Source organism: Limibacter armeniacum, from assembly GCF_036880985.1.
Lineage (GTDB): Bacteria > Bacteroidota > Bacteroidia > Cytophagales > Flammeovirgaceae > Limibacter > Limibacter armeniacum.
Map to the genome: position 1 here is coordinate 41032 of NZ_JBAJNO010000002.1, position 19967 is coordinate 60998.

Genomic DNA, 19967 nt, shown 5'->3' on the forward strand with positions numbered 1-19967 from the left:
ACAACTAATCAGAAAGGTAGGTTCTATGGCTGTATTTACTTTTGTATAAGGACCTTTGCGAGGTGCTATCATTATTTTTGAAAAAGAATTGATAACACTTCTTCTTATAATGATGTTTAAACATTAGTATTGAGATCAATATAGTTTTTTAAACTGCTTAAACATGTGAAAATCATGTCACCCAAAAACACCAACAGTTCTCTGGCTGAGCGTGCAGCATCAAAGCCATTCAATATCCAGCAAATGCAAACGATCTTTCAGGCTGCATCGAATAAGAAAGACGTTCCTCATCGACATGCCTACTATACGGTGCTACTGATCAGGGAAGCTGTAGGCAAACATGTAGTGGACTACAAGACCTATCCAATGGCATCAAGTCAGGTTCATTTCATAAGTCCAGGACAGGTACATCAGGTGGACCTGACCGATGAGCCAGATGGGTGGGTGATTACTTTCTCCAAAGAATTCCTGATTGAGAACAATATTCCGGAGAGCTTTATATCCAATATCAATCTTTTCAGGTCGTTTGGTGAAACACCACCATTGGCAGTTGATGCAAAAACTTTCGGTAAGTTGGAAAAGGTAGTGCTGGACATGCTGGAATGCGTGGAAGGTGAAATACACTATTCCAGTCAGGCGATGGGTGCGCTATTGCAGTTATTCCTGATCTACTGTAACAACAGTTGTACACTGGATGCTTCCAGCCATGATACACAGGATACGGGAATCTGTATGTTGAGGGATTTCAAGCGTATGGTGGATCAGCATTATTTTGAATGGCATAAGGTGACTGACTATGCGGAGGCAATGTTTGTCACCACCAAGCATTTGAGCTACTCATTGAAAGAAACCTCGGGAAAGACTGCCAAGCAGCTCATACAGGACAGGATTACACTGGAAGCCAAGAGGCTGCTGCTGCATTCTGACCAGAGTATAAAAGAACTTTCCCTGACATTGGGATTTGAAGAACCTCTTCACTTTAGTGGATTCTTTAAGAAAATGGCAGGGGTTTCGCCTACTGAATATAGAGAGCGTAAATAGGAATAATTCTATATTATTTTACATGTAAATAAAATACATCAAAAAGGTCTATATAGCTATCAATAGCATTTATAGACCTTTTTTTTCTTTAAAAATGATGATTTGCATAAATATCCGACTTTTTTATATATACCTCTTCCTTTTTTGTATCTCTGAATAATTCAATATCCCGCATCTTTGTAGTGTTCTAAATAATTAACCAGAAAGGCAAATCAAACGGTAAGTATGTGAAAATGCCTGAAGGGTTATACAGCATTGTTTTATTATTTAAAATCAAAATAAGATGAGCACTACATCAAACGTAAAAACACTTTGGTCAATTGATCCTGTACACTCTGAAATCTTTTTCAAAGTAAAACACATGATGGTGTCTACAGTAACAGGGGCATTCAATGAATTCAAGGGTAGCGTAGAAGCGCAGGCAGATGATTTTGAGAATGCGGAAATCTCTTTCGAGGCTGATATCAACAGCATTGATACAAAAAATGAGCAACGTGACGGGCACCTGAAGTCTGCGGATTTCTTTGATGCAGAAAACTTCCCAACATTGAAGTTCAAGTCAACTGCATTCCATAAAAAAGCTGATGGTAGTTACGAGCTTTTCGGCAACCTGACTATCAAGGATGTAACGAAAGAAGTATTACTGGAAGTGGAGTACAATGGCAGGGCAGTGGACCCGTATGGACAGGAAAAGGCAGGTTTCGAAATTATCGGTAAGATTAGCCGCAAGGAATATGATCTTAAATGGAATGCACTGACTGAGGCGGGAAGTGTTGTGGTAAGTGATGAGGTACGTTTGGCTTTGAACGTGCAGCTGGTGCTTGGATAAGCACACTAAGTGGTTTGGTTAAAAGAAAAGACGGCAAAATATGCCGTCTTCTTTTTTTTAGGAGCTTTGTTGATTAATAGATAAAAAAATTAGTATGGCATGTCTTACCTCTTTTGAAACACTAACATTGCTGATAATTTAATAAATCGTATTAGACCAAAGGAAAGTCATTAGACCCTATTATTTTTTGAACTTATTTCACATATCAGGTTACTCTTGTTAGAATTGCTAAACGTCTAGAGTTATTACTCTCAATAATCATCTTTTTTAAATGAATCTAAAGATTCAAAACGCTGTTTTCCTCTAAGTAAGGAGCTTGTCTGAGAAAGACAGCTACTTCTCTCTTCTGATAACATAACTATGTGGCTGTTACGGATGGCCATTGACATGCTTACATTTCTCTTTGAGCACAAAGCTGTTTGTGTTGTAGTCGTTATATGTTTTTTTCTATAAACCCAGAAGCTATGAAAAAAATCGCCATCAATGGTTTTGGACGGATTGGCAGAGCATCACTGAAAATTATTTATGAGACGGAAGGTCTGGAAGTGGTAGCCGTCAATGACCTGATGAATATTGAAAATGCAGCGTACCTCCTGAAGTATGACAGTGTGTATGGCAAATACGAAAAGGATGTAAGCTTCAAGGACGATACAATCTCAATGGACGGACACAAAATAAAATACACTTCCATCAAGGATCCGTTGGAGTTGCCATGGAAAAAACTTGGCGTTGATATCGTTATTGAGAGCACAGGCATTTTCACCAATAAAAATGATGCGGAAAAACACATCACGGCAGGTGCCAAGTTTGTGGTGATCTCCGGCCCAACAAAGGATACTCCAACTGTTGTGCATGGTGTAAATACGGAAGACGGACACACTTCCATTTTTTCTTGCGCCAGTTGTACGACAAACAATATCAGTCCGATCATTGAGATTCTTGGAAGAAGACTCGGCATCAGAAAAGCAATTCTGAATACAATTCATGCCTATACAGCTTCGCAAACTTTGATCGATGCGCCTTCAAAAAAAGAATTCAGGATGGGAAGAGCAGCAGCGGCTAACCTGACTCCTGCAGCAACAGGAGCAGCCATCGCAACCACAAAGGCATTGCCCCAATACGCAGGAAAATTTGATGGCGTTGCCGTAAGGGTTCCCGTTACGGTAGGTTCCATTTCAGACATAACTTTTTTGGCGGCAAAAGACACAACGCCAGAAGAAATCAATGCGATACTGATTGAAGAATCAAAAACAGAAAGATATAAAAAAGTGCTTGCCGTAACGGATGAGCCTTTGGTTTCGAGTGATATCATCAAAAGTACTTTTGCCAGCACAATTGATTTGCAGATGACAAGAGTGGTGGATGGTGATCTTGTAAAAGTGATGGCATGGTACGACAATGAATGGGGATTTACCAACCAAATGATAAGACAGATGCTGGAACTCTAATAATAAAGGGATAAACAAAACGAATTGATCAATCCCTTTGCCTGAATATTATTTCTCAAACGCTAACTGAATCAAAACTATGGCACAACGTCCTTTTAAGGGAGAAAATGATCCAATAATTTTTTCGGAAGTAAAAGCTTTTCTGAAAGCGCTTAATGCAGGAGACGGACCTCCTCTTGAAAAATTGCCACCCGAAGATGCACGTCAGGTACTGGTGGGAGCGCAAAAATCAGTTGAAGTGGATTACTCTGGAATTGAAGAAGCAGAACGAAGTATCACACACAACGGCTACACTGTAAACATTCATATAACAAAGCCTACAGGCGCAAAAGACAATGCACCTGTTTTTATTTTTATCCACGGTGGCGGATGGGTTTTGGGTGATTACCCAACGCACAGAAGAATGGTGCGTGACCTTGTGGTTTACAGTGGGGCAGTGGCAGTGTTTCCGGATTATTCTCCTTCACCGGAAGATATTTATCCGAAAGCCATCAATGAAATTTATGCCGTAACGGAATGGGTAGCAGAAAATGGAAAAGAGATTGGTGTTGATGGAAAAAAACTGGGACTGGCAGGGAATAGCGCAGGAGGAAACATGGCAGCCGTTGCAGTGCTGATGGCAAAAGACAAAAATGGACCGAAAATAAAATCACAATTATTGTTGTGGCCCGTTACTGATGCCAACCTTGAAACAGAATCATATAATCTTTTTGCCGAGGAAAGGTTTCTGACAAAGGATATGATGAGATGGTTTTGGGATTGCTACATTCCCGACAAGGAAAAACGGAAGGAAAATTATGCTTCGCCTTTGCAGGCAAGCATTGAACAGTTAAAAGGATTGCCTCCGACACATGTGCAGACAGCAGAAAGTGATGTGTTAAGGGATGAAGGAGAAAGTTATGCCCGAAAAATGGATGAAGCCGGAGTAGAAGTAACACTCACCCGCTACAACGGACTGATTCACGATTATGGATTGCTTAACCCTTTGGCGAAAATTCCTGCCGTGCAGGATGCCATGCGTGCAGCTGGCGCATTCCTGAAGGAGACATTGAAATAATTGAGTTAACCATGGATAGTTTTATTTAAACTATCCATGGTTAATTATATTGGAATATCAACTAAGATTACATTTTTGGAAAGTAGTATTCAATGATTAAGAGTTTACTGTTAGTACCTTTCCACTTGTAGTACCAATGGTACAATTACGAAGAAGGTACTTAAAGGCGTTTGTCCATGATGGTGTAATCTGTCACAATACCTACATTAATATAGCATTATTGAGATTGGAGCTAGTTGTGTTTCAGTCTATGCAAGCATATATAGGAAATACAACTCAATGGTTCGGGGACATTATTTTTATTTTATAACCTAATTTGCCATCAAATACTGAATCGTATGACATATCATAAAACATCATAATACTGTCTTAACCTTCAGTTGATCTAAAAGCTATTAATTTGCTGACTGAGAAACGATGGGTTATGACTGAACAAAAGATACTTAAGTTAATAGCAGAGAGAAATTCGGTTGGGATGCAATTGTTGTTTGCCTATTTTTTTGATGCTATTTTTAATTTCGCCTACAAGCTGACTTCAAACAAGGAAGACAGTGAGGATATTGTACAGACTGTATTTATTGACTTATGGGAAAAAGGGCAATATCGAAATATTAAAGATTTAAAGGCATACCTTTTTCAGATGACAAAGTATCAGGTTTACAAAACTTGGTCAAAACGTGATAATATTACGGAGTTGCTGGAAGAGTACCACGAGACCATTGCTGATGAAAATGTTTATTCTATTGTGGAACATGCTGAAATTAAAGAAGAGGTCAATAATATTGTTAATACGTTGCCTAATGCCTGTCGACAGATATTTGAGTTGAGCAGGTATGAGGGACTTTCACATGACGAGATTGCCTCAAAACTCAACTTATCAAAGCAGACTGTCAAGAACCAACTTTCAAAAGCCCTATCCATACTTAAAAAAGAACTTTACAAGAAAGATCTTATTAACTCATCTTCATTGATTATTGCCTTTCTATTACAAATATGAACTATTGATTAAATGCGAATTTTAGGATAGTACGATTTCCTATTTGTCGACACTAGTATAGTGAAGTGTAAGGGTATTCGTATTATGATGAAAGTTGAAGAAGCATTTAGAAAATTACTGAGAAGAGCCGGTCAGGGTACGGCAAGTACAGAAGAGTACCAGCAGTTAGATAAGTTGGTTCAGAAAAAACTGGTGGAGAGCAATAAGCTTTCAGCTGAAGAAATCAGTAATAGTAGGGAAAGGGTTTTAGGCAGAATTAACATTAATGAAGGAAAAAAGAGAAAACAGATTATTCTCTATTGGGCAAGTTATGGTACAGTTGCAGCTGTCATTATTTTACTTTTTGGGATTGGCTTTTATCAGTTTGATCAAAATCAAAACTTGCCATCAACTACTCCTTTAGCAAGGGTCGAAATTCAGACTGTAAGCGGAGATAGGCAGACAATAGTTTTACCTGATGGTACTGAAGTAGTACTCAACTCTAACTCATCATTATCATATCCAATAGTTTTTGAAGAAAATCTCCGCTCTGTTACACTCCGAGGAGAAGCTTATTTTAAAGTTAAGCGTAATACTAAAAAGCCATTTGTAGTACATTCTGCAGATGTAGTTACCACAGTATTGGGTACAAGCTTTAATATCAGAGAGGCAACAGATGAAGTTGCTGTGACGGTTACTTCAGGAAAAGTGAAGGTGAATCCTGTAGCAGATGAAAGTAATGCCGTTTATTTAGAAAGAAATGATCAAGCAATATATAAAGCCAATACAGGTAACATTGTATTGAATAGTGCGGAGGCAGACCTTTATGCAGATTGGAGTAAGGAAATTTTACATTTTAATAATGTCCCTTTATCAGAAGCAATACCTGAGTTGGAGAAATGGTATGGCGTAAATATCACTGTAAAATCAGCGAATCTGTTTAGTAGATCGTTACAGGGTAGTTATCAGGATAAAACACTCAAATATGTAATGGATGATATAAAGTTTATTTTTGACCTGAAAGTTAATTATCTGAACGATTCAACTATTCAGATTGAAGAGATAGCACAGTAATTTTTAATTAATTATAAAAAAAGCTGGAATTGTTGGCGCAATCCCAGCCAGATTAGAGTATTTTTTTACCCTTTTTTAGCAGAAACAAAATTATGAATTTTAGGAGACTTTTTAAAAAGAAGTCCATGTTTATTGTCAAGTGCAATCAAATATGGGTAGTGGCTTCACTTTGCCTTGTACTGGCAGCATCCCCTGCAATGGCACAGGAAACTACGAATCAACAAGTCATAAGCTTGCAGGTTGAAGATGCAAGGTTGGTGGAAATCTTTAAAAGACTGGAAGAGTCTACAGGTCTGGAATTTAGGTATTCGGATGCTGTACTAAAGGATAAGTTTAGTTATGACTTTGATCTGGTAGACCAACCTTTGAATAAAGTACTTTCTGTAATTGCAGAAAATGCAAAGCTTGAATTCAAGCAAGATGGTCAAAGTATCTCAATCAGAAAAGTATCCAAGGTGAAGGTTTCTGGTAAAGTGATTGATAAGGAGAGCGGTGAATCTTTGATTGGTGTTTCAGTTGTTGTAAAGAACTCCTATCTGGGAACCATTTCTGATATTGATGGTAACTTTTCAATTGTTACTTCTTCTGATGCAGTGTTACAAGTAACATATGTTGGTTATGAGCCATTTGAAATTCCTGTCAATAACCGTTCAGCACTGGATATAGCTTTGGTGCCAAGCTCAAAAATTCTGGATGAGATTGTTGTCGTTGGTTACGGAACACAGAAGAAGCAAGACTTGACTGGTGCTGTGAATTCTTCTGATAGTGATAAGATTGTAAAAACTGGTGCCGTTGACCCTGCTGGAGCTATTCAAGGTAAATTTGCCGGGGTAGATATAGTCCGTAACAATAGTCGTCCGGGTAACAGCTACAGCATCAATATCAGGGGAGTAAATTCCATTGACTATTCCAATGAGCCATTGTATGTGATCGACGGAATCCTTTCAAACTCAGGTCTGGCAGATATTAACCCGGCTGACATTGAACGTATTGACATCCTGAAGGATGCTTCTGCAACAGCAATTTATGGTGCAAGAGGTGCCAATGGTGTCGTGATTGTGACTACAAAAAGAGGTGAGGAAGGCGTTTCAAGAATCAACTACCAAGGTTCAGTAGGTATTGTTCGGGCGACCAACCTGCCAGAGATGTACGACGATGCTTCGTATGTGGACTTCTATACAAAACTGTTCGAAAACCAAGGAAAGGACACTAGCAGAGATAACAAGAAATTCTTTACACCGGAGGAGTGGGAGAATATTGACAACGGTACTTTCTACAACTAGCCTGAGCTGCTGACAAGAGATGCCTTGCAGACTAGTCATACGATATCAATGAGTGGTGGTAACAAGAAAACCAAGCATTCCATTTCACTGGGTTACCTGAACAATGAAGGGGTAGAAGCTCCACAAGTTCTGAAACGTTACACTTTTCGCCTTAACCTAGATCATAATGTAAATGACTGGGCACAAGTTGGTGGTTCAGGTTACTTCACACACTCAGACAATCAGCAGGGTGCTAATGATGCGCTACGTTCAGCATACAATCTGCAACCGACAGAAAGTCCTTACGATACAGAAGGAGAAAAGCAGTTCTGGACAAGTTCATCAGCTAAGTATCCTAACCCGCTGTTTGACTTGGAGAATGACATCAATGAGAAATACGTAAACCGTTTTCTGGGTAACTTTTTCCTGAAGATAAAACCTGCAAAAGGGCTGGAGTTGAAGTCATCTTTGTCAGCAGAATACAAGAACACAAAAACAGGACAGTATAGAGGTACTTTTACAAATGCCAATAACGGAACAGACAAACCGACAGCCAAATACGCAGACAATACAAAATTTGACTGGGTTTGGGATAATACGATCAGCTTCAAAAAGAAATGGAACGGACATAGCTTCAATGCGTTGGGTCTATTCTACATGCAGAAGCACCAGAGCGAACTGATGGATACCTTTGTAGAAGGTTTGCCATATGACTCAAAATGGTACCAGATGCAATCAGCTGAAATCATAAGACGTTTGAATACAAGTTACGATCAGTGGAGTTTGATGTCAACCATGGCTCGTTTCAACTACGACTATAAGAGCAAGTACCTGCTGACAGTGACAGGACGTTACGATGGTTCATCAAAACTGGCAGATGGTAACAACTGGAAATTCTTCCCTTCAGCAGCCGTAGCCTGGAAAGTACATCAGGAAAATGTCGCGCAGGATATCGAAATACTTTCAGAGCTGAAATTGAGAGTCTCATACGGTCAGACGGGTAACGACAATATCCCTTCATTCCTGGTGTCAGGTAACCTTGATAAGATCGATTACAACTTCGGGAATTCATCAGCGATCGGCTATGCACCTGTTGTACTAGGTAATGAAGACCTGACTTGGGAAAAGACAACAGAGATCAACCTTGGTATGGATTTCGGTTTCTTCAAGCACAGAATTTCAGGTTCGGTAGATATTTACAGAAGAGTAACTGACGACCTGCTGCAGGCTAGAGACTTGCCTGAGCATACAGGTTATGCTTCTACAATTGCCAATGTGGGTACGGTTGAAAACAAGGGTATTGAACTGACTTTGTCAACTGTGAACATTGATCGTGGTGATTTCAGATGGACAACAAACTTTGCCTTTGCCAAAAACAAGAACACGTTGCTTGAGCTGGCAAAAGGTGTTGACGAAAACCTGGCTGATGGCTTGATTGTTGGCCAACCAATTGGAGTGATCTACAACTATCAGTTTGATGGTATCTGGCAGGAAGATGAGGTAGAATTGGCTACCATATTTGGAGCAGAGCCAGGTCAGGTAAAGGTGAAAGACTTGGATGGTGATGGAGAAATCACGACAGAAGACAGAACGACTTTAGGTGCTGCTCAACCGGACTGGACTGGCTCGATTACCAATACATTGCAGTACAAAGGGTTTGATTTCTCATTCAATATCTATACTCGTCAGGGTGTACAGGTGATGGATGATTTTATGAGTAAGTACGGGACATTTGACGGTGACAAGAAAGATAAGGGAGGCAATCACCTGAACTTGCCTTATTATACAACTGAGAAACCTTCAAACCTTTATCCGGCTCCAGGTAACCCAGGTAAATACCAAGAAGTACTGTTCATACAGGATGCATCTTTTGTACGTATCGGCAATATCTCACTGGGCTACAACTTTCCTAAAAACATCGCTGAAAAGATGAAAATGGAAAAACTGAAAGTGTATGCCAATGTACTGAATCCATATGTATGGACAGACTACCATGGTTTTGATCCGGAGTGGGCAAGTGAAGGTGTGAAATCTTCAGCCGTATCAGTAACGACTTACCAGTTTGGCTTGAATGCCACTTTCTAATTGAGAACTACATTATCTAAATCTGAATAAGATGAAATCAATATATAAAAGTGCATTGATCCTGATGATCGGATTGATGACATCATGCGAGACTTTTCTGGACAAAAACGATCCTGCAGGTATTACTCCTGATGATTACACCAATGAGCAAATGTATGAGAGTCTGGTGAACTCCATGTATTCACCACTGCGTGACCTTGTTTCAAATCCTGACCTGTTCTTTTACGGAACGGATATCACTTGGGCCAACAGCAATACGGAAGTGATTGCGTTGAACAGCTACAATGGCATTGCTACTGACTATGAGTCTGTCAATGACCTATGGGTTTCACTGTATGCGGGTATTCACCGTGCCAACACGGCAATTGAAAGAGCTGCAGCAGTGGAAATGGATCAGGATATAGTAGCAGTAAGAGTGGGAGAGGCGAAATTTATCCGTGCCTTGTTCCATTTCTATGCTGTACAGACTTGGGGTGATGTGCCATTGATGACAGAAGCTGTAAAGGGAGCTGAAACTGAACTGGTAAGGGCACCTCAGAAAGCCGTGTATGAGCAGATCGTGATGGACCTTAATGAGGCAATGGAAGTGCTTCCGGAAACAGCTTCAGATTATGGCAGAGCTACCAATACAGCGGCTAAGCACTTGCTGTCAAAAGTGTACCTGACAAGAGGTTACAAATCTTTTGCGGAGACAACTGACTTTTCGAACGCAGCAAAAATGGCGGACGAAGTAATCGGGACTTCAGACAGGTCACTGGTGATGAACTTTGCAGACCTTTGGAAAGAATCGAACGAGGAGAATGAAGAGGTAATCTTCAGTATCCAGTACACAACAGATCTGAGTACAATCGGTAAAGGAAACGATCAGCGTAAATGGTTCGGTTTTATCTATGAGTCGTTTACTGGAATGGAACTTTCTACAGAATTGGGCAGCAAGGACCCGGACCTGAGACCAACAGCCTATTTCTTCCAGCTATTTGATACGGATGCAGACCTTCGTTATCGTGATGGTTTCAAGCATTCATTTGATGCCAATATGGATGATGGGGATTTGAGCAAAGGTGATACGGCCATTTTCTTCCCGGATTGGGATAAGCCTTGGACGGAAGATGAAAAAGCAGCAGTTAATTATGAAGTAATCAACTTTGCAGACTGGAACGTACATAATACTTCTGACAATGGTTCGGCTTACCCGATGCTTTGGAAATTCCACCAACCTTTCACTTATGACAAGGGTACAAGGGATGCTATCCTGATGAGATTGGGTGAAACATACCTGACTGCGGCTGAAGCTTACCTTCAGTTGGGTGAAGTGGCAACGGCTGCTGAACGTGTGAATACGTTGAGAAGCAGGTCGGTAAATACTGGCTACGAAACGGAGTTTACGGTGAATGCTTCAGATATTACACTTGATTTTATCCTGGACGAAAGAGCAAGAGAGTTGTTCGGTGAAATGCACAGATGGTATGACCTTGTGCGTACAAACAAGCTGGTGGAAAGAGCAATCAAATACAATCCGCTTGCTAATGAGGGGCAGACTTTGAATGCCAACAATATGTACAGACCAATCCCTCAGAAACAGATTGATTTGTCAACCAATGCTGTTCAGCAGAATAAAGGTTACAATTAAAGTTTAGATTGAATTGTTCAGGCAGCTTGCATCTGCGGGGGCAAGCTGCCACTTTCTGACCCAGCAATCAGGTTGTGTATTGATGTCAACCAGCAAATGATACACTGATGCCTCCTTACAAAATGCATGGCTCACATGTATTGAAAATAGTCTTACTTTTTAAAAAATATGATGATGAAACGTATACACTTAATTGCATGTATGCTGCTGTTCGGTATGTCTGTATCAGCACAGGGTACAATGGTAAAGGGTCGTGCCTTTGTAGATAAAAATGGAAACGGAACTTTTGACAAAGGGGAGAAAACCCTGAAAGGAATTCAGGTGTCTAACGGAGTAGATATTGTAACCACCAACTCAAAAGGACAATACAGCATTAAAGGAATTAATGGACGCCCGGTATTCGCCATTAAGCCAGTGGGCTATCAGTTTCCTTTAGGAGAAGATCTGCATCCTAGATTTTTTCACCTGCTTACAAAGGAAACAGCACAGACTTTTGACCTGCCAATGCATTCCCAGAAGGAAAACAAAGCGACTGAGGTAGCCTTGTTGGGTGATGCACAGCCACACACGTTGGATGATTTCACTTATTATGTACAGACTACGACCAGCGAACTGATTAACGAGCATTATGACTTTTCCCTAATGCTAGGTGATGTGGTTGGTAATTCACTGGAGCTGTATGACCTGACAAGAAGCGCTGCGACTATGTCAGGAAAACCGACCTACTATGTATTCGGAAATCATGATACCAACAGGGATTACAGCGAAGAGCGTAGGTTTCTGGATCAGGATAAAACTTTTGAAGAGAAACTGAATCCTGCATACTATGCGATGTCATGGGGAGAACTGAATGTACTTGTGCTTAACAACGTATATCCGGAAATTCATAATCCAAAAAGAGGGTATTACTCAGCGGGTATTGACCCAGATCAGTGGACATTCCTAGAGAATTACCTGAAGTCTGCAGACAAGGAGAAAATGTTGATGGTAGCCACGCACATTCCGGTGGATAATATGCCGAATGTAAAAGAGTTTTATCAGCTATTCAAAGGATTCAAAAAAGTATTCTTTGTTTTTGCCCACTCACACACAGTCCAGCAGAGATTCGCAGGTGAAGAGGAAGGATGGCCAAATGAGGAACCAGCACACCTGCTTTCAGCCGGTGCGACTTGTGGCGGTCACTGGAGAGGCGAATATGATATCTATGGAATGCCGAATGCCATCATGAAAGATGGTACGCCAAGAGGTTTTATTTTAGCAGATATTCAGGATAATGAATTGAAAATGCGCTATAAGGCAACTGGCTATGGCAAAGAACACCAGATGCATATATATGTAGAGAACTATATGCTGTGGCAGGATGATTTTGCCAGCCAAGGAAAACCTTCCAATAAAGTGCTGGCCAATGTTTACATGGGCCATGAACACTCTACAGTTCGCATGAGAGTGGACAAAGGGGAATGGCAGGAAATGAAGAAAGTGCTGATCATTGATCCATACCTAAATAAGTTGTACGAAACTCAGGTAAAAGGTATTTACCCAACCAAAGGTGCAGTCAATCTGAAGACAACGATTTTCAAAAGACCAATCAAAAGAGTTTCCAAGCACATCTGGGAAGGAGAGTATGACTCTAAACTGTCAGCAGGAGTACATAGTGTAGAAGTGTGGGCAACCAATGAAGAAGGACTGGACACCAAAAAGACGCATGCCTTTGTCGTAGTGGATGAGGAAATCATGGAAACAGCCAAGATGATGGATGCCCGCTATAAGCAGACCATTTACAAGAAGAAAACCAAGACTGCTGAGAAAAAGAAGCAAAAAGAAAAGAAAACCAAAAACAGCAAATAATTATGAAAGTGAGTCAATATATTTTAGCAGGGGTAGCCTTAGGTTCCCTGCTGATGGGAAGTGCTTGCAAAAGGGAAGTGTCATCCCAATCTGACATACAGCTGACCCGTCAGCCTTATATACAGTACAAAAATGAGGACAGTGTAAGGGTCAGATGGATGACAGACCAGCAGATGAAAACACCTGTCATGCAATGGGGTGAGGAAAAAATCGAGGCATACAAGGTAGAACATCGCTTGGGTAACCTGTATGAGGCAATCGTTCCAACCGCTGATGGGCAATTGGTTTCTTATGGTATTTTTGATGGTAAAGAAAAGATTTCAGGTGACCTGAAAACGAATTTGCTAAAAAATACGGGTAAGTCTATTCAGTTTTTTGCAGTAGGCGATATCGGAGAGGCCACTGAAAATGGAGGGTTTCCTACCATGCTAAACAAGGAGCTATCGAAATTCGATGGTCTTCAGTTCGGCTTCCTTCTAGGTGATATTGTTTATCCTGTAGGTGCATCCGAAAAATATGATGAACAGCTATTTACACCTTTGGCAGAAAGCTTAAGCAAAATGCCAGTTTTCCCTATCTTGGGAAACCATGACTATGGTAGCGATCTAGATCAAAACTATTTTCAGGAGTGGGCAAAAGTAGGTAATGGTCATTATTACCATATAGCAAAAGGGAATACACAATTCCTTTGCCTTGATTCAAGAAATGGGAGTGAAGGCTTTTATGAGTTTGAGGAGCAGAAAGCATGGGTAGAAAAAACCTTGAAAGAGAATCAAGGAAAATATAAGTGGACCATTATCGCTTTACATCATCCAGGAAAGACTTGTACCTACAAAAAAGTTAGCAAGCAGTTAATCTCCATGTATCCGATTTTTAATCAATATGATGTCGACTTGGTCATGAATGGACATGCGCATACTTATGAGCGTCTTAACCCAATGGATGCAGAAGGCATACCTATACAGCTAGAGAATGCTTCACAGATTAATGATCCGTTGAAAGATCATTTCATAGCCATGACGCTTGGAGCAGGAGGTAAGCTTAAAGAGGGGTGGACTCCAGAAGAGAAACCCTGTAAGTTTGAAGGGTTAGTGACTAAGCAGATTCATGCAGGGCACGTCGGTATTTTTGAAATCAATGGGGATACTTTGACATTCAACTTGGCAACTCATGGTACTGACGATAAAGATGCTTTTATATGGGTGAAAGAAGCCATTACTCAATAAGGGGCTATATCCTTTGATTATGAATGATTCAATGACCTAACCAACTTTTCAGTACTTATAGCATATGTACTGAAAAGTTGGTTAGGTTGTACCCTACACTAATTAGGGCAATGCGAAATGTTTGTTTTCAAGTATATCATATGGTTTTATTCTTGTGTAATATGAAGCCATCTGGAATCTTTAACTGGCTAAGTATTTTTATACAAACCTTCAATATCCTGACTCTGGGATCATTTATCCATAGTTACTGTCTGCTAGCCAACCTTAGTTGTGAATTAATCTTACTTGGTTACTGCCATAAAATCAGCTATCAAACCTTCAATATATAAGTAGGCTATAAGTTTGAAAATGAAACTTTGCTCAATGGTTGATAGAGAAAATCTTAGAAATAAAACTTAACTCAATCGTAAACAAGACAAAAGAAAACCTAATACCAATTTGCTTTACTTTGTGACTAAATAAGGAAAAGATATAATTATGGATAGGTTGTCAGATAAGGAATTACTGATTAGGTTGGAGGGAGAAGATGAGTTTGCATTCAGGTTGCTTTATGATCGATATGCTAATCAAGTACGCATATTCCTTAGCCGATTACATTTAGATGACCATGTAGATGATGTTGTTCAAGAAACATTTGTGACTATCTGGAAAAAAAGAAAAGAGATTAACCCTGAAAAATCTTTTAATGCCTACCTCTTTACGATAGCCAAAAACTTTGCATTAAAAGAGCTTAAGAAGTCACTAACCGCAAGTGTGGAGTTGGAAGAAAGCATTGTGCCAGCAGACAGTTATAATGTGGAGGAGGCATATGTTGCAGATGAACTGGAAATGGTAATTCATAAGGCTATTGAAGCACTGCCTGAACGCCCAAAGCATGTTTTCAAGCTGAAACGTTATGAGGGTATGAACACTGAAGAGGTCGCTAAGACACTTGGTATTTCTAATAGTACGGTAGAAAACCATATGAACCGAGCCTTGCATACCTTGAAAGATTCACTACTAAAAGCTTCTGTGTTATTGCTTGTGCTTTTTATTAAATAAAGAAGTCTATATTTTTTATTGTTATTAAGGAAACCTGCCCGTTTTGAGATCTGGCAGGTATTTTTTTGTCTTATTATCTCTTGTGAGTATTGATGTACCCGCAATGTTTAATTGATGTTTTGTTAATGGTTTTCACTTAGGTGTAGGAGCCTTTTAGTGGATATATAAGGTGAATGAACATAATTATAAGTAGCATGAGTGAGCTGGAAAGTCTCTGGAAAAAGTACAGAGAGGGAAGATTGAATAAGGAAGAAAAGAAGGAGCTATTAACAGCATTGGAAAATTCAGAAAAGGCAGATGAGCTGGATAGTTTTCTAAAAGTCGAATGGATGGCTTCCAATAAGGTGAAACTTGGTACTCAAGTTGGCCATGACAGATTGTATGAGTTAATCCAGAACCGGATTTCCAATAAGCCTCTAGGGGCAGAACGAAGGATGGATAAATGGTGGAAAGACTACCGTTATGCGGTAGCTGTATGTCTGACTATTTTATTATTGGCAGGGAGTATTTTCACAGCATATAACAATGCAGAATCTGATTTTATAACTTTGCAGGTTCCAGCTGGTGGTCAAGTGAAAAGTTTTACGTTGCCTGACGGTTCTAAGGTATGGCTGAATGTTGCGACTTCCCTACAATATCAGAAAGACTTTGTTGAACATCGTAATATCCGTCTTTTTGGAGAAGCGTACTTTGAAGTAGCCAAGAACAGGCAATCTCCTTTTACTGTAGCTTTTAATGAACATAAGCTAGTTGTTACTGGTACGATGTTTAATATCAAGGCTTACGGCAACGAAGACAGCTCTTCGGTCAATGTGGAGGAAGGAAGTGTCAATGTCATCAGTGAGGCAGATACAAGTAGCTTGGTGCAAAACGATAGGTTGCTTATCGAAAATAAAGGCGGTAAGCAGTATAAGTCTACTAAGGTATTTGGTGAAGCAAGTAAGTGGAAGTTGGGAGAGATGGTATTTGACCATACCCCAATGGAGCAGGTACTGAAGACGCTGGAAAGGCAGTTTGATGTAACTATAGCAGTTGAAGATGTTACTAAATTAAAGGACAGTAACTTGACAACAAGGTATCAGGCGAACGCCAACCTGAAAGAAGTGCTGGATGGCTTAGCTTATTTGCAGAATCTGGAATATCGGATGTATGCGTCAGATTCTGTGACAATCTGGAAATTGGATAAATAAATTTTTAAAAAAACACAAAGTGCACCTTCTGCTGGGGGGCAAATCGGGTGCACTTGTGCTATGTTGTATCTTCAAATTTAAATCAATGCAAAAACAAGTGAAAGCGATTTCATTGGGAGTTCTTTGTGCCCTTTCATCGCTGACATCATCAATTACTTATGGCCAAACGGCTGAAGCCAATACTATCAGTATTACTGTAAAAGCTGATAAGTTAGGCAATACAATCAAGCAAATTGAATCAGAAACTGACTACACTTTTGCCTATGACCCAAAGGTACTAAATCTGGAAAAGAATCTTCACTTTTCAAATGATATTAAGTCACTGAAAGCATTTCTTAAGGTACTGGAAACTTCCTATGGGATAGACTCCAATATAGTGGGGAAAACAGTCTACCTGAAAGTGCAGACAGATAAGGAAAATGGTGCACAGACTAGAAATAGCAGTCTTAGGGGGATTATCCTTGATGAGGTAGGTGCACTGCCAGGTGCTGCTATTAAAGTCTTGGGGGCTAATGTTGGAACTGTATCAAGACTAGATGGCTCATTCTCACTGGTAAACCTTCCTTCAGGAAAGCAAACTGTACAGATTACATTTATTGGTATGGCTGAGCAGCAACTTGAGGTGAACTTGGAATCAGGTCAAACCTATAACATGGGCATGGTGACCATGAAACCAGATGACACTGAGTTGGAAGAAGTGGTGGTAAAAGGTTCTTATTACCCTTCACAGGTAAGGGCTTTGAATATCAAGAAGAACTTTGACGGCATTGCGGAGGTACTGGCCGCCGATGCGATTGGTAAGTTGCCAGACAGAAATGCAGCTGAAGCAGTGCAGCGTCTACAAGGGGTATCAATTGAGCGTGACCTTGGTGAAGGACGGTTTGTGTCTGTTCGTGGTACACCGATTCAGTGGAGTGCAACGTTGATGAACGGAAACCGTTTGCCTAGTGCCAGTGGTGACAACGCCAACCGTGGGGTACAGATGGATATCTTCCCTTCAGAGCTGATTGAATATGTACAGCTCTCAAAAGCATTGACGCCAGATATCGACGGTGATGCAATTGGTGGTAGTATGAACTTTATCACTAAAGCGGCTCCTTATGATAAGGCCTTTAATATTAACTTAGGAGCTACTTACAGTGAACAAGCACAGGAGCCTGGTTACAATGCCTCTATCGTTTATGGTGATCGTATAGGCAAGAAATTTGGTTTCATGATGTCGGCTGTAGTATGGGATAGAAATACAGGAACTGACCAATACCGCTTAGGTTACAACTTTGAAAACCCAGATGCGGTACAGGCTTATTCCATTAACAATATCCAGTTGCGTGATTACCTTGCCCGTAGGCAGACTATGGGTTATAACTTGGGTTTGGAATATGAGTTTAATCCAGACCATAAGGTTTATTTTAAGGGAATGTATTCCCGCTATCTGGATCAACAGAGTGTAAGGGAAGTGTACTTCAATATTGACCAGCATAATACACAATTGCAGGCAAGACATACAGACTATGTAACGGACCTGTACTCGATGCAATTGTCAGGCAAATCAAAGTTGAGTGAAAAATTACATATGGATTGGCAATTGCAGACAGCTCGTTCTTCATTTGCATTTGACGCACCTAAGAACTTGCCTAAAGAAGAGCGTGGCTACCCAATCGTAAACTTTATTCAGCAGACTGATTTTGACAACCTGTCTTCTGATGGTTTCAAATACTTGGAAATGGATTCACCAAATGGTATCGGTGATCAGATTGATGCTGTGCTACCTTACCTGACATCTACTCTGGATCCAAACCAGATGGTGATGCAGTATGCAATTCTAGCTCAGAGCGAAAATGATGAAACAGACTATAAAGGGCAGGTAGATTTCAAGTACGAAGCATCTGACCGACTGAAGCTGAAGGCTGGCGCAAAAGTGTCAGACAAGACTAAAAATGTATTTAGTGCAACAGTGATTAAAATGGCAGGTGGCTTGTTGGGCATTCCAAATATGCCGGCACCTCCAATGCTTAACAATATGGAAAGAGAAAGCTTCCCACATAATGGTGGATTCCTGAGTGAAATTGGAGGGATTTATAATGATATGCTGATTGACCAGTTGACCAACGACCAAATTGATCAGATCTATACGGATGAATTTGCGCAACAATATGGCTTGATTACAGCACAAGGTAAAGATGCTCCTTCCAACCAGACAGGCTCTTATGTGGGTGACGAGCAAGTTTACGCCGCTTATCTGATGGGGAACTATAAGCTGTCTGGTAAGGTGGAGTTGATTGGTGGTATACGTAATGAGTATAACGTTCTGCAATTCAAAGGAGCAAAAGTATCAACTAACGCTGCCGGTGAGACAACCGTGGAAGATATCGTGGAAAATAATGAGTACAATGCCTTTCTTCCAATGCTACACTTGAAATACAAGATGGATGAGCAAAACTTACTGAGATTGGCTGTAACACGTACATATGCTAAGGCAGATTTTAGTCAGCTGAATCCAGGAGTAACGATTTCGGATATTGCCAGAACAGTGGTAAAAGGGAACACGGATCTGAAACCTACATTTTCTATCAACTATGATCTGATGTTTGAGCATTATTTCAATGAAGTTGGTTTGATCTCTGGTGGTGCATTCTACAAGCAGCTCTCCAACTTTATCTACGATAACCAGTCAATTGCTGTCGTAAATGGAGAAAATTACTTGCTGTCAAGACCTGAAAACTTGGACAAGGCATGGCTGTATGGCTTTGAGTTTGGCTTGTCACGTCGTTTCAGAGAGTTGCCAGGCTTCCTAAAAAACTTCGGTATAGAGGGTAACTATACATTTGTTGATTCTGAAGTGAAGATTCCTGAATTCAAGGATGGTGAGCAGGTAGGTGAGTACAGCTCTTCATTGCCAAAACAGGCGAAACATATATTCAATGCAGTATTGTTCTATGAAGACAATGCTTTCACTGCCCGTATTGCAGGTAACTTCAAAGGCAAATATGTGAATACAATCCGTTCGGTAGCAGGTCCTGAGCACTATGAGTGGTTCGATGACAACTTCACAGTTGACTTTTCTACTTCTTATGCCTTTACTGAAAAGATGCGTGTATTCGCTGAGGTGAATAACATTACCAATACGCCTAACAGAATGTATCATGGTACAGTGGACAGACCGGAAAGAGCCTCTTGGTTTGGTGTAAGAGGACAAGTAGGTCTTAGTTATAATTTCAGGTAGTCAAAATACTGTTCCAAGTCGGTGACTAAAAAGACTT

At 40.3% G+C, this 19967-nt stretch carries 14 protein-coding genes; all 14 read left to right on the forward strand.

Annotated elements, in window-relative coordinates; genetic code table 11:
* Window positions 1-174: 174 nt before the first annotated feature.
* The 14 genes from V6R21_RS01410 to V6R21_RS01475 all read left to right on the forward strand — a co-directional run bounded on the left by V6R21_RS01410 (window position 175) and on the right by V6R21_RS01475 (window position 19930).
* A complete protein-coding gene (locus tag V6R21_RS01410; protein WP_334240178.1) occupies window positions 175-1041 on the forward strand; it encodes a helix-turn-helix domain-containing protein in 867 nt (288 codons plus the stop codon).
* Window positions 1042-1324: 283 nt separating this feature from the next.
* Window positions 1325-1870 carry a YceI family protein gene (locus V6R21_RS01415; protein WP_334240180.1) on the forward strand — a complete coding sequence of 182 codons (546 nt, stop codon included), beginning with the start codon at window positions 1325-1327 and terminating at the stop codon, window positions 1868-1870.
* A gap of 464 nt (window positions 1871-2334) precedes the next feature.
* A complete protein-coding gene (gene gap / locus V6R21_RS01420; RefSeq protein ID WP_334240182.1) occupies window positions 2335-3318 on the forward strand; it encodes a type I glyceraldehyde-3-phosphate dehydrogenase in 984 nt (327 codons plus the stop codon).
* A 79-nt stretch (window positions 3319-3397) separates the two neighbouring features.
* Window positions 3398-4375: an alpha/beta hydrolase gene (locus V6R21_RS01425; RefSeq protein WP_334240183.1), complete on the forward strand. Its 978-nt coding sequence runs from the start codon at window positions 3398-3400 to the stop codon at window positions 4373-4375.
* 424 nt (window positions 4376-4799) lie between these two features.
* Window positions 4800-5372, forward strand: coding sequence for an RNA polymerase sigma factor (locus V6R21_RS01430; protein ID WP_334240184.1), 573 nt, complete (start codon window positions 4800-4802; stop codon window positions 5370-5372).
* An 84-nt stretch (window positions 5373-5456) separates the two neighbouring features.
* Window positions 5457-6425, forward strand: a complete 969-nt coding sequence (locus V6R21_RS01435) for a FecR family protein (RefSeq protein WP_334240186.1) — start codon at window positions 5457-5459, stop codon at window positions 6423-6425.
* Between the two features lie 92 nt (window positions 6426-6517).
* Complete coding sequence (locus tag V6R21_RS01440; protein WP_334240188.1) at window positions 6518-7708, forward strand: TonB-dependent receptor plug domain-containing protein; 1191 nt, start codon at window positions 6518-6520, stop codon at window positions 7706-7708.
* Window positions 7709-7717: 9 nt separating this feature from the next.
* Window positions 7718-9772, forward strand: a complete 2055-nt coding sequence (locus V6R21_RS01445; protein WP_334240518.1) for a SusC/RagA family TonB-linked outer membrane protein — start codon at window positions 7718-7720, stop codon at window positions 9770-9772.
* Between the two features lie 31 nt (window positions 9773-9803).
* On the forward strand, window positions 9804-11402 hold the full coding sequence (locus V6R21_RS01450) for a RagB/SusD family nutrient uptake outer membrane protein (RefSeq protein WP_334240190.1): 1599 nt from the start codon (window positions 9804-9806) through the stop codon (window positions 11400-11402).
* A gap of 174 nt (window positions 11403-11576) precedes the next feature.
* Window positions 11577-13250, forward strand: coding sequence for a calcineurin-like phosphoesterase C-terminal domain-containing protein (locus V6R21_RS01455; protein ID WP_334240192.1), 1674 nt, complete (start codon window positions 11577-11579; stop codon window positions 13248-13250).
* A gap of 2 nt (window positions 13251-13252) precedes the next feature.
* Entirely contained in the window at window positions 13253-14476 is a 1224-nt protein-coding gene (locus V6R21_RS01460) for a metallophosphoesterase (RefSeq protein ID WP_334240194.1), read from the forward strand.
* Between the two features lie 477 nt (window positions 14477-14953).
* On the forward strand, window positions 14954-15517 hold the full coding sequence (locus V6R21_RS01465; RefSeq protein WP_334240196.1) for an RNA polymerase sigma factor: 564 nt from the start codon (window positions 14954-14956) through the stop codon (window positions 15515-15517).
* Between the two features lie 194 nt (window positions 15518-15711).
* The gene (locus V6R21_RS01470; protein ID WP_334240198.1) at window positions 15712-16707 is read left to right on the forward strand and encodes a FecR family protein; all 996 of its coding nucleotides are present in this window, start codon (window positions 15712-15714) and stop codon (window positions 16705-16707) included.
* 85 nt (window positions 16708-16792) lie between these two features.
* On the forward strand, window positions 16793-19930 hold the full coding sequence (locus V6R21_RS01475; RefSeq protein ID WP_334240201.1) for a TonB-dependent receptor: 3138 nt from the start codon (window positions 16793-16795) through the stop codon (window positions 19928-19930).
* Window positions 19931-19967 lie beyond the last annotated feature (37 nt).

Excerpts from the sequence above, each read along its gene's own strand:
- V6R21_RS01430 (WP_334240184.1), top strand. The coding sequence starts at position 4,800 with ATGACTGAACAAAAGATACTTAAGTTAATAGCAGAGAGAAATTCGGTT.
- V6R21_RS01455 (WP_334240192.1), top strand. The coding sequence starts at position 11,577 with ATGAAACGTATACACTTAATTGCATGTATGCTGCTGTTCGGTATGTCT.
- V6R21_RS01435 (WP_334240186.1), top strand. The coding sequence starts at position 5,457 with ATGATGAAAGTTGAAGAAGCATTTAGAAAATTACTGAGAAGAGCCGGT.
- V6R21_RS01410 (WP_334240178.1), top strand. The coding sequence starts at position 175 with ATGTCACCCAAAAACACCAACAGTTCTCTGGCTGAGCGTGCAGCATCA.
- V6R21_RS01450 (WP_334240190.1), top strand. The coding sequence starts at position 9,804 with ATGAAATCAATATATAAAAGTGCATTGATCCTGATGATCGGATTGATG.
- V6R21_RS01440 (WP_334240188.1), top strand. The coding sequence starts at position 6,518 with ATGAATTTTAGGAGACTTTTTAAAAAGAAGTCCATGTTTATTGTCAAG.
- V6R21_RS01470 (WP_334240198.1), top strand. The coding sequence starts at position 15,712 with ATGAGTGAGCTGGAAAGTCTCTGGAAAAAGTACAGAGAGGGAAGATTG.
- V6R21_RS01465 (WP_334240196.1), top strand. The coding sequence starts at position 14,954 with ATGGATAGGTTGTCAGATAAGGAATTACTGATTAGGTTGGAGGGAGAA.
- V6R21_RS01425 (WP_334240183.1), top strand. The coding sequence starts at position 3,398 with ATGGCACAACGTCCTTTTAAGGGAGAAAATGATCCAATAATTTTTTCG.
- V6R21_RS01475 (WP_334240201.1), top strand. The coding sequence starts at position 16,793 with ATGCAAAAACAAGTGAAAGCGATTTCATTGGGAGTTCTTTGTGCCCTT.
- V6R21_RS01460 (WP_334240194.1), top strand. The coding sequence starts at position 13,253 with ATGAAAGTGAGTCAATATATTTTAGCAGGGGTAGCCTTAGGTTCCCTG.
- V6R21_RS01415 (WP_334240180.1), top strand. The coding sequence starts at position 1,325 with ATGAGCACTACATCAAACGTAAAAACACTTTGGTCAATTGATCCTGTA.
- gap (WP_334240182.1), top strand. The coding sequence starts at position 2,335 with ATGAAAAAAATCGCCATCAATGGTTTTGGACGGATTGGCAGAGCATCA.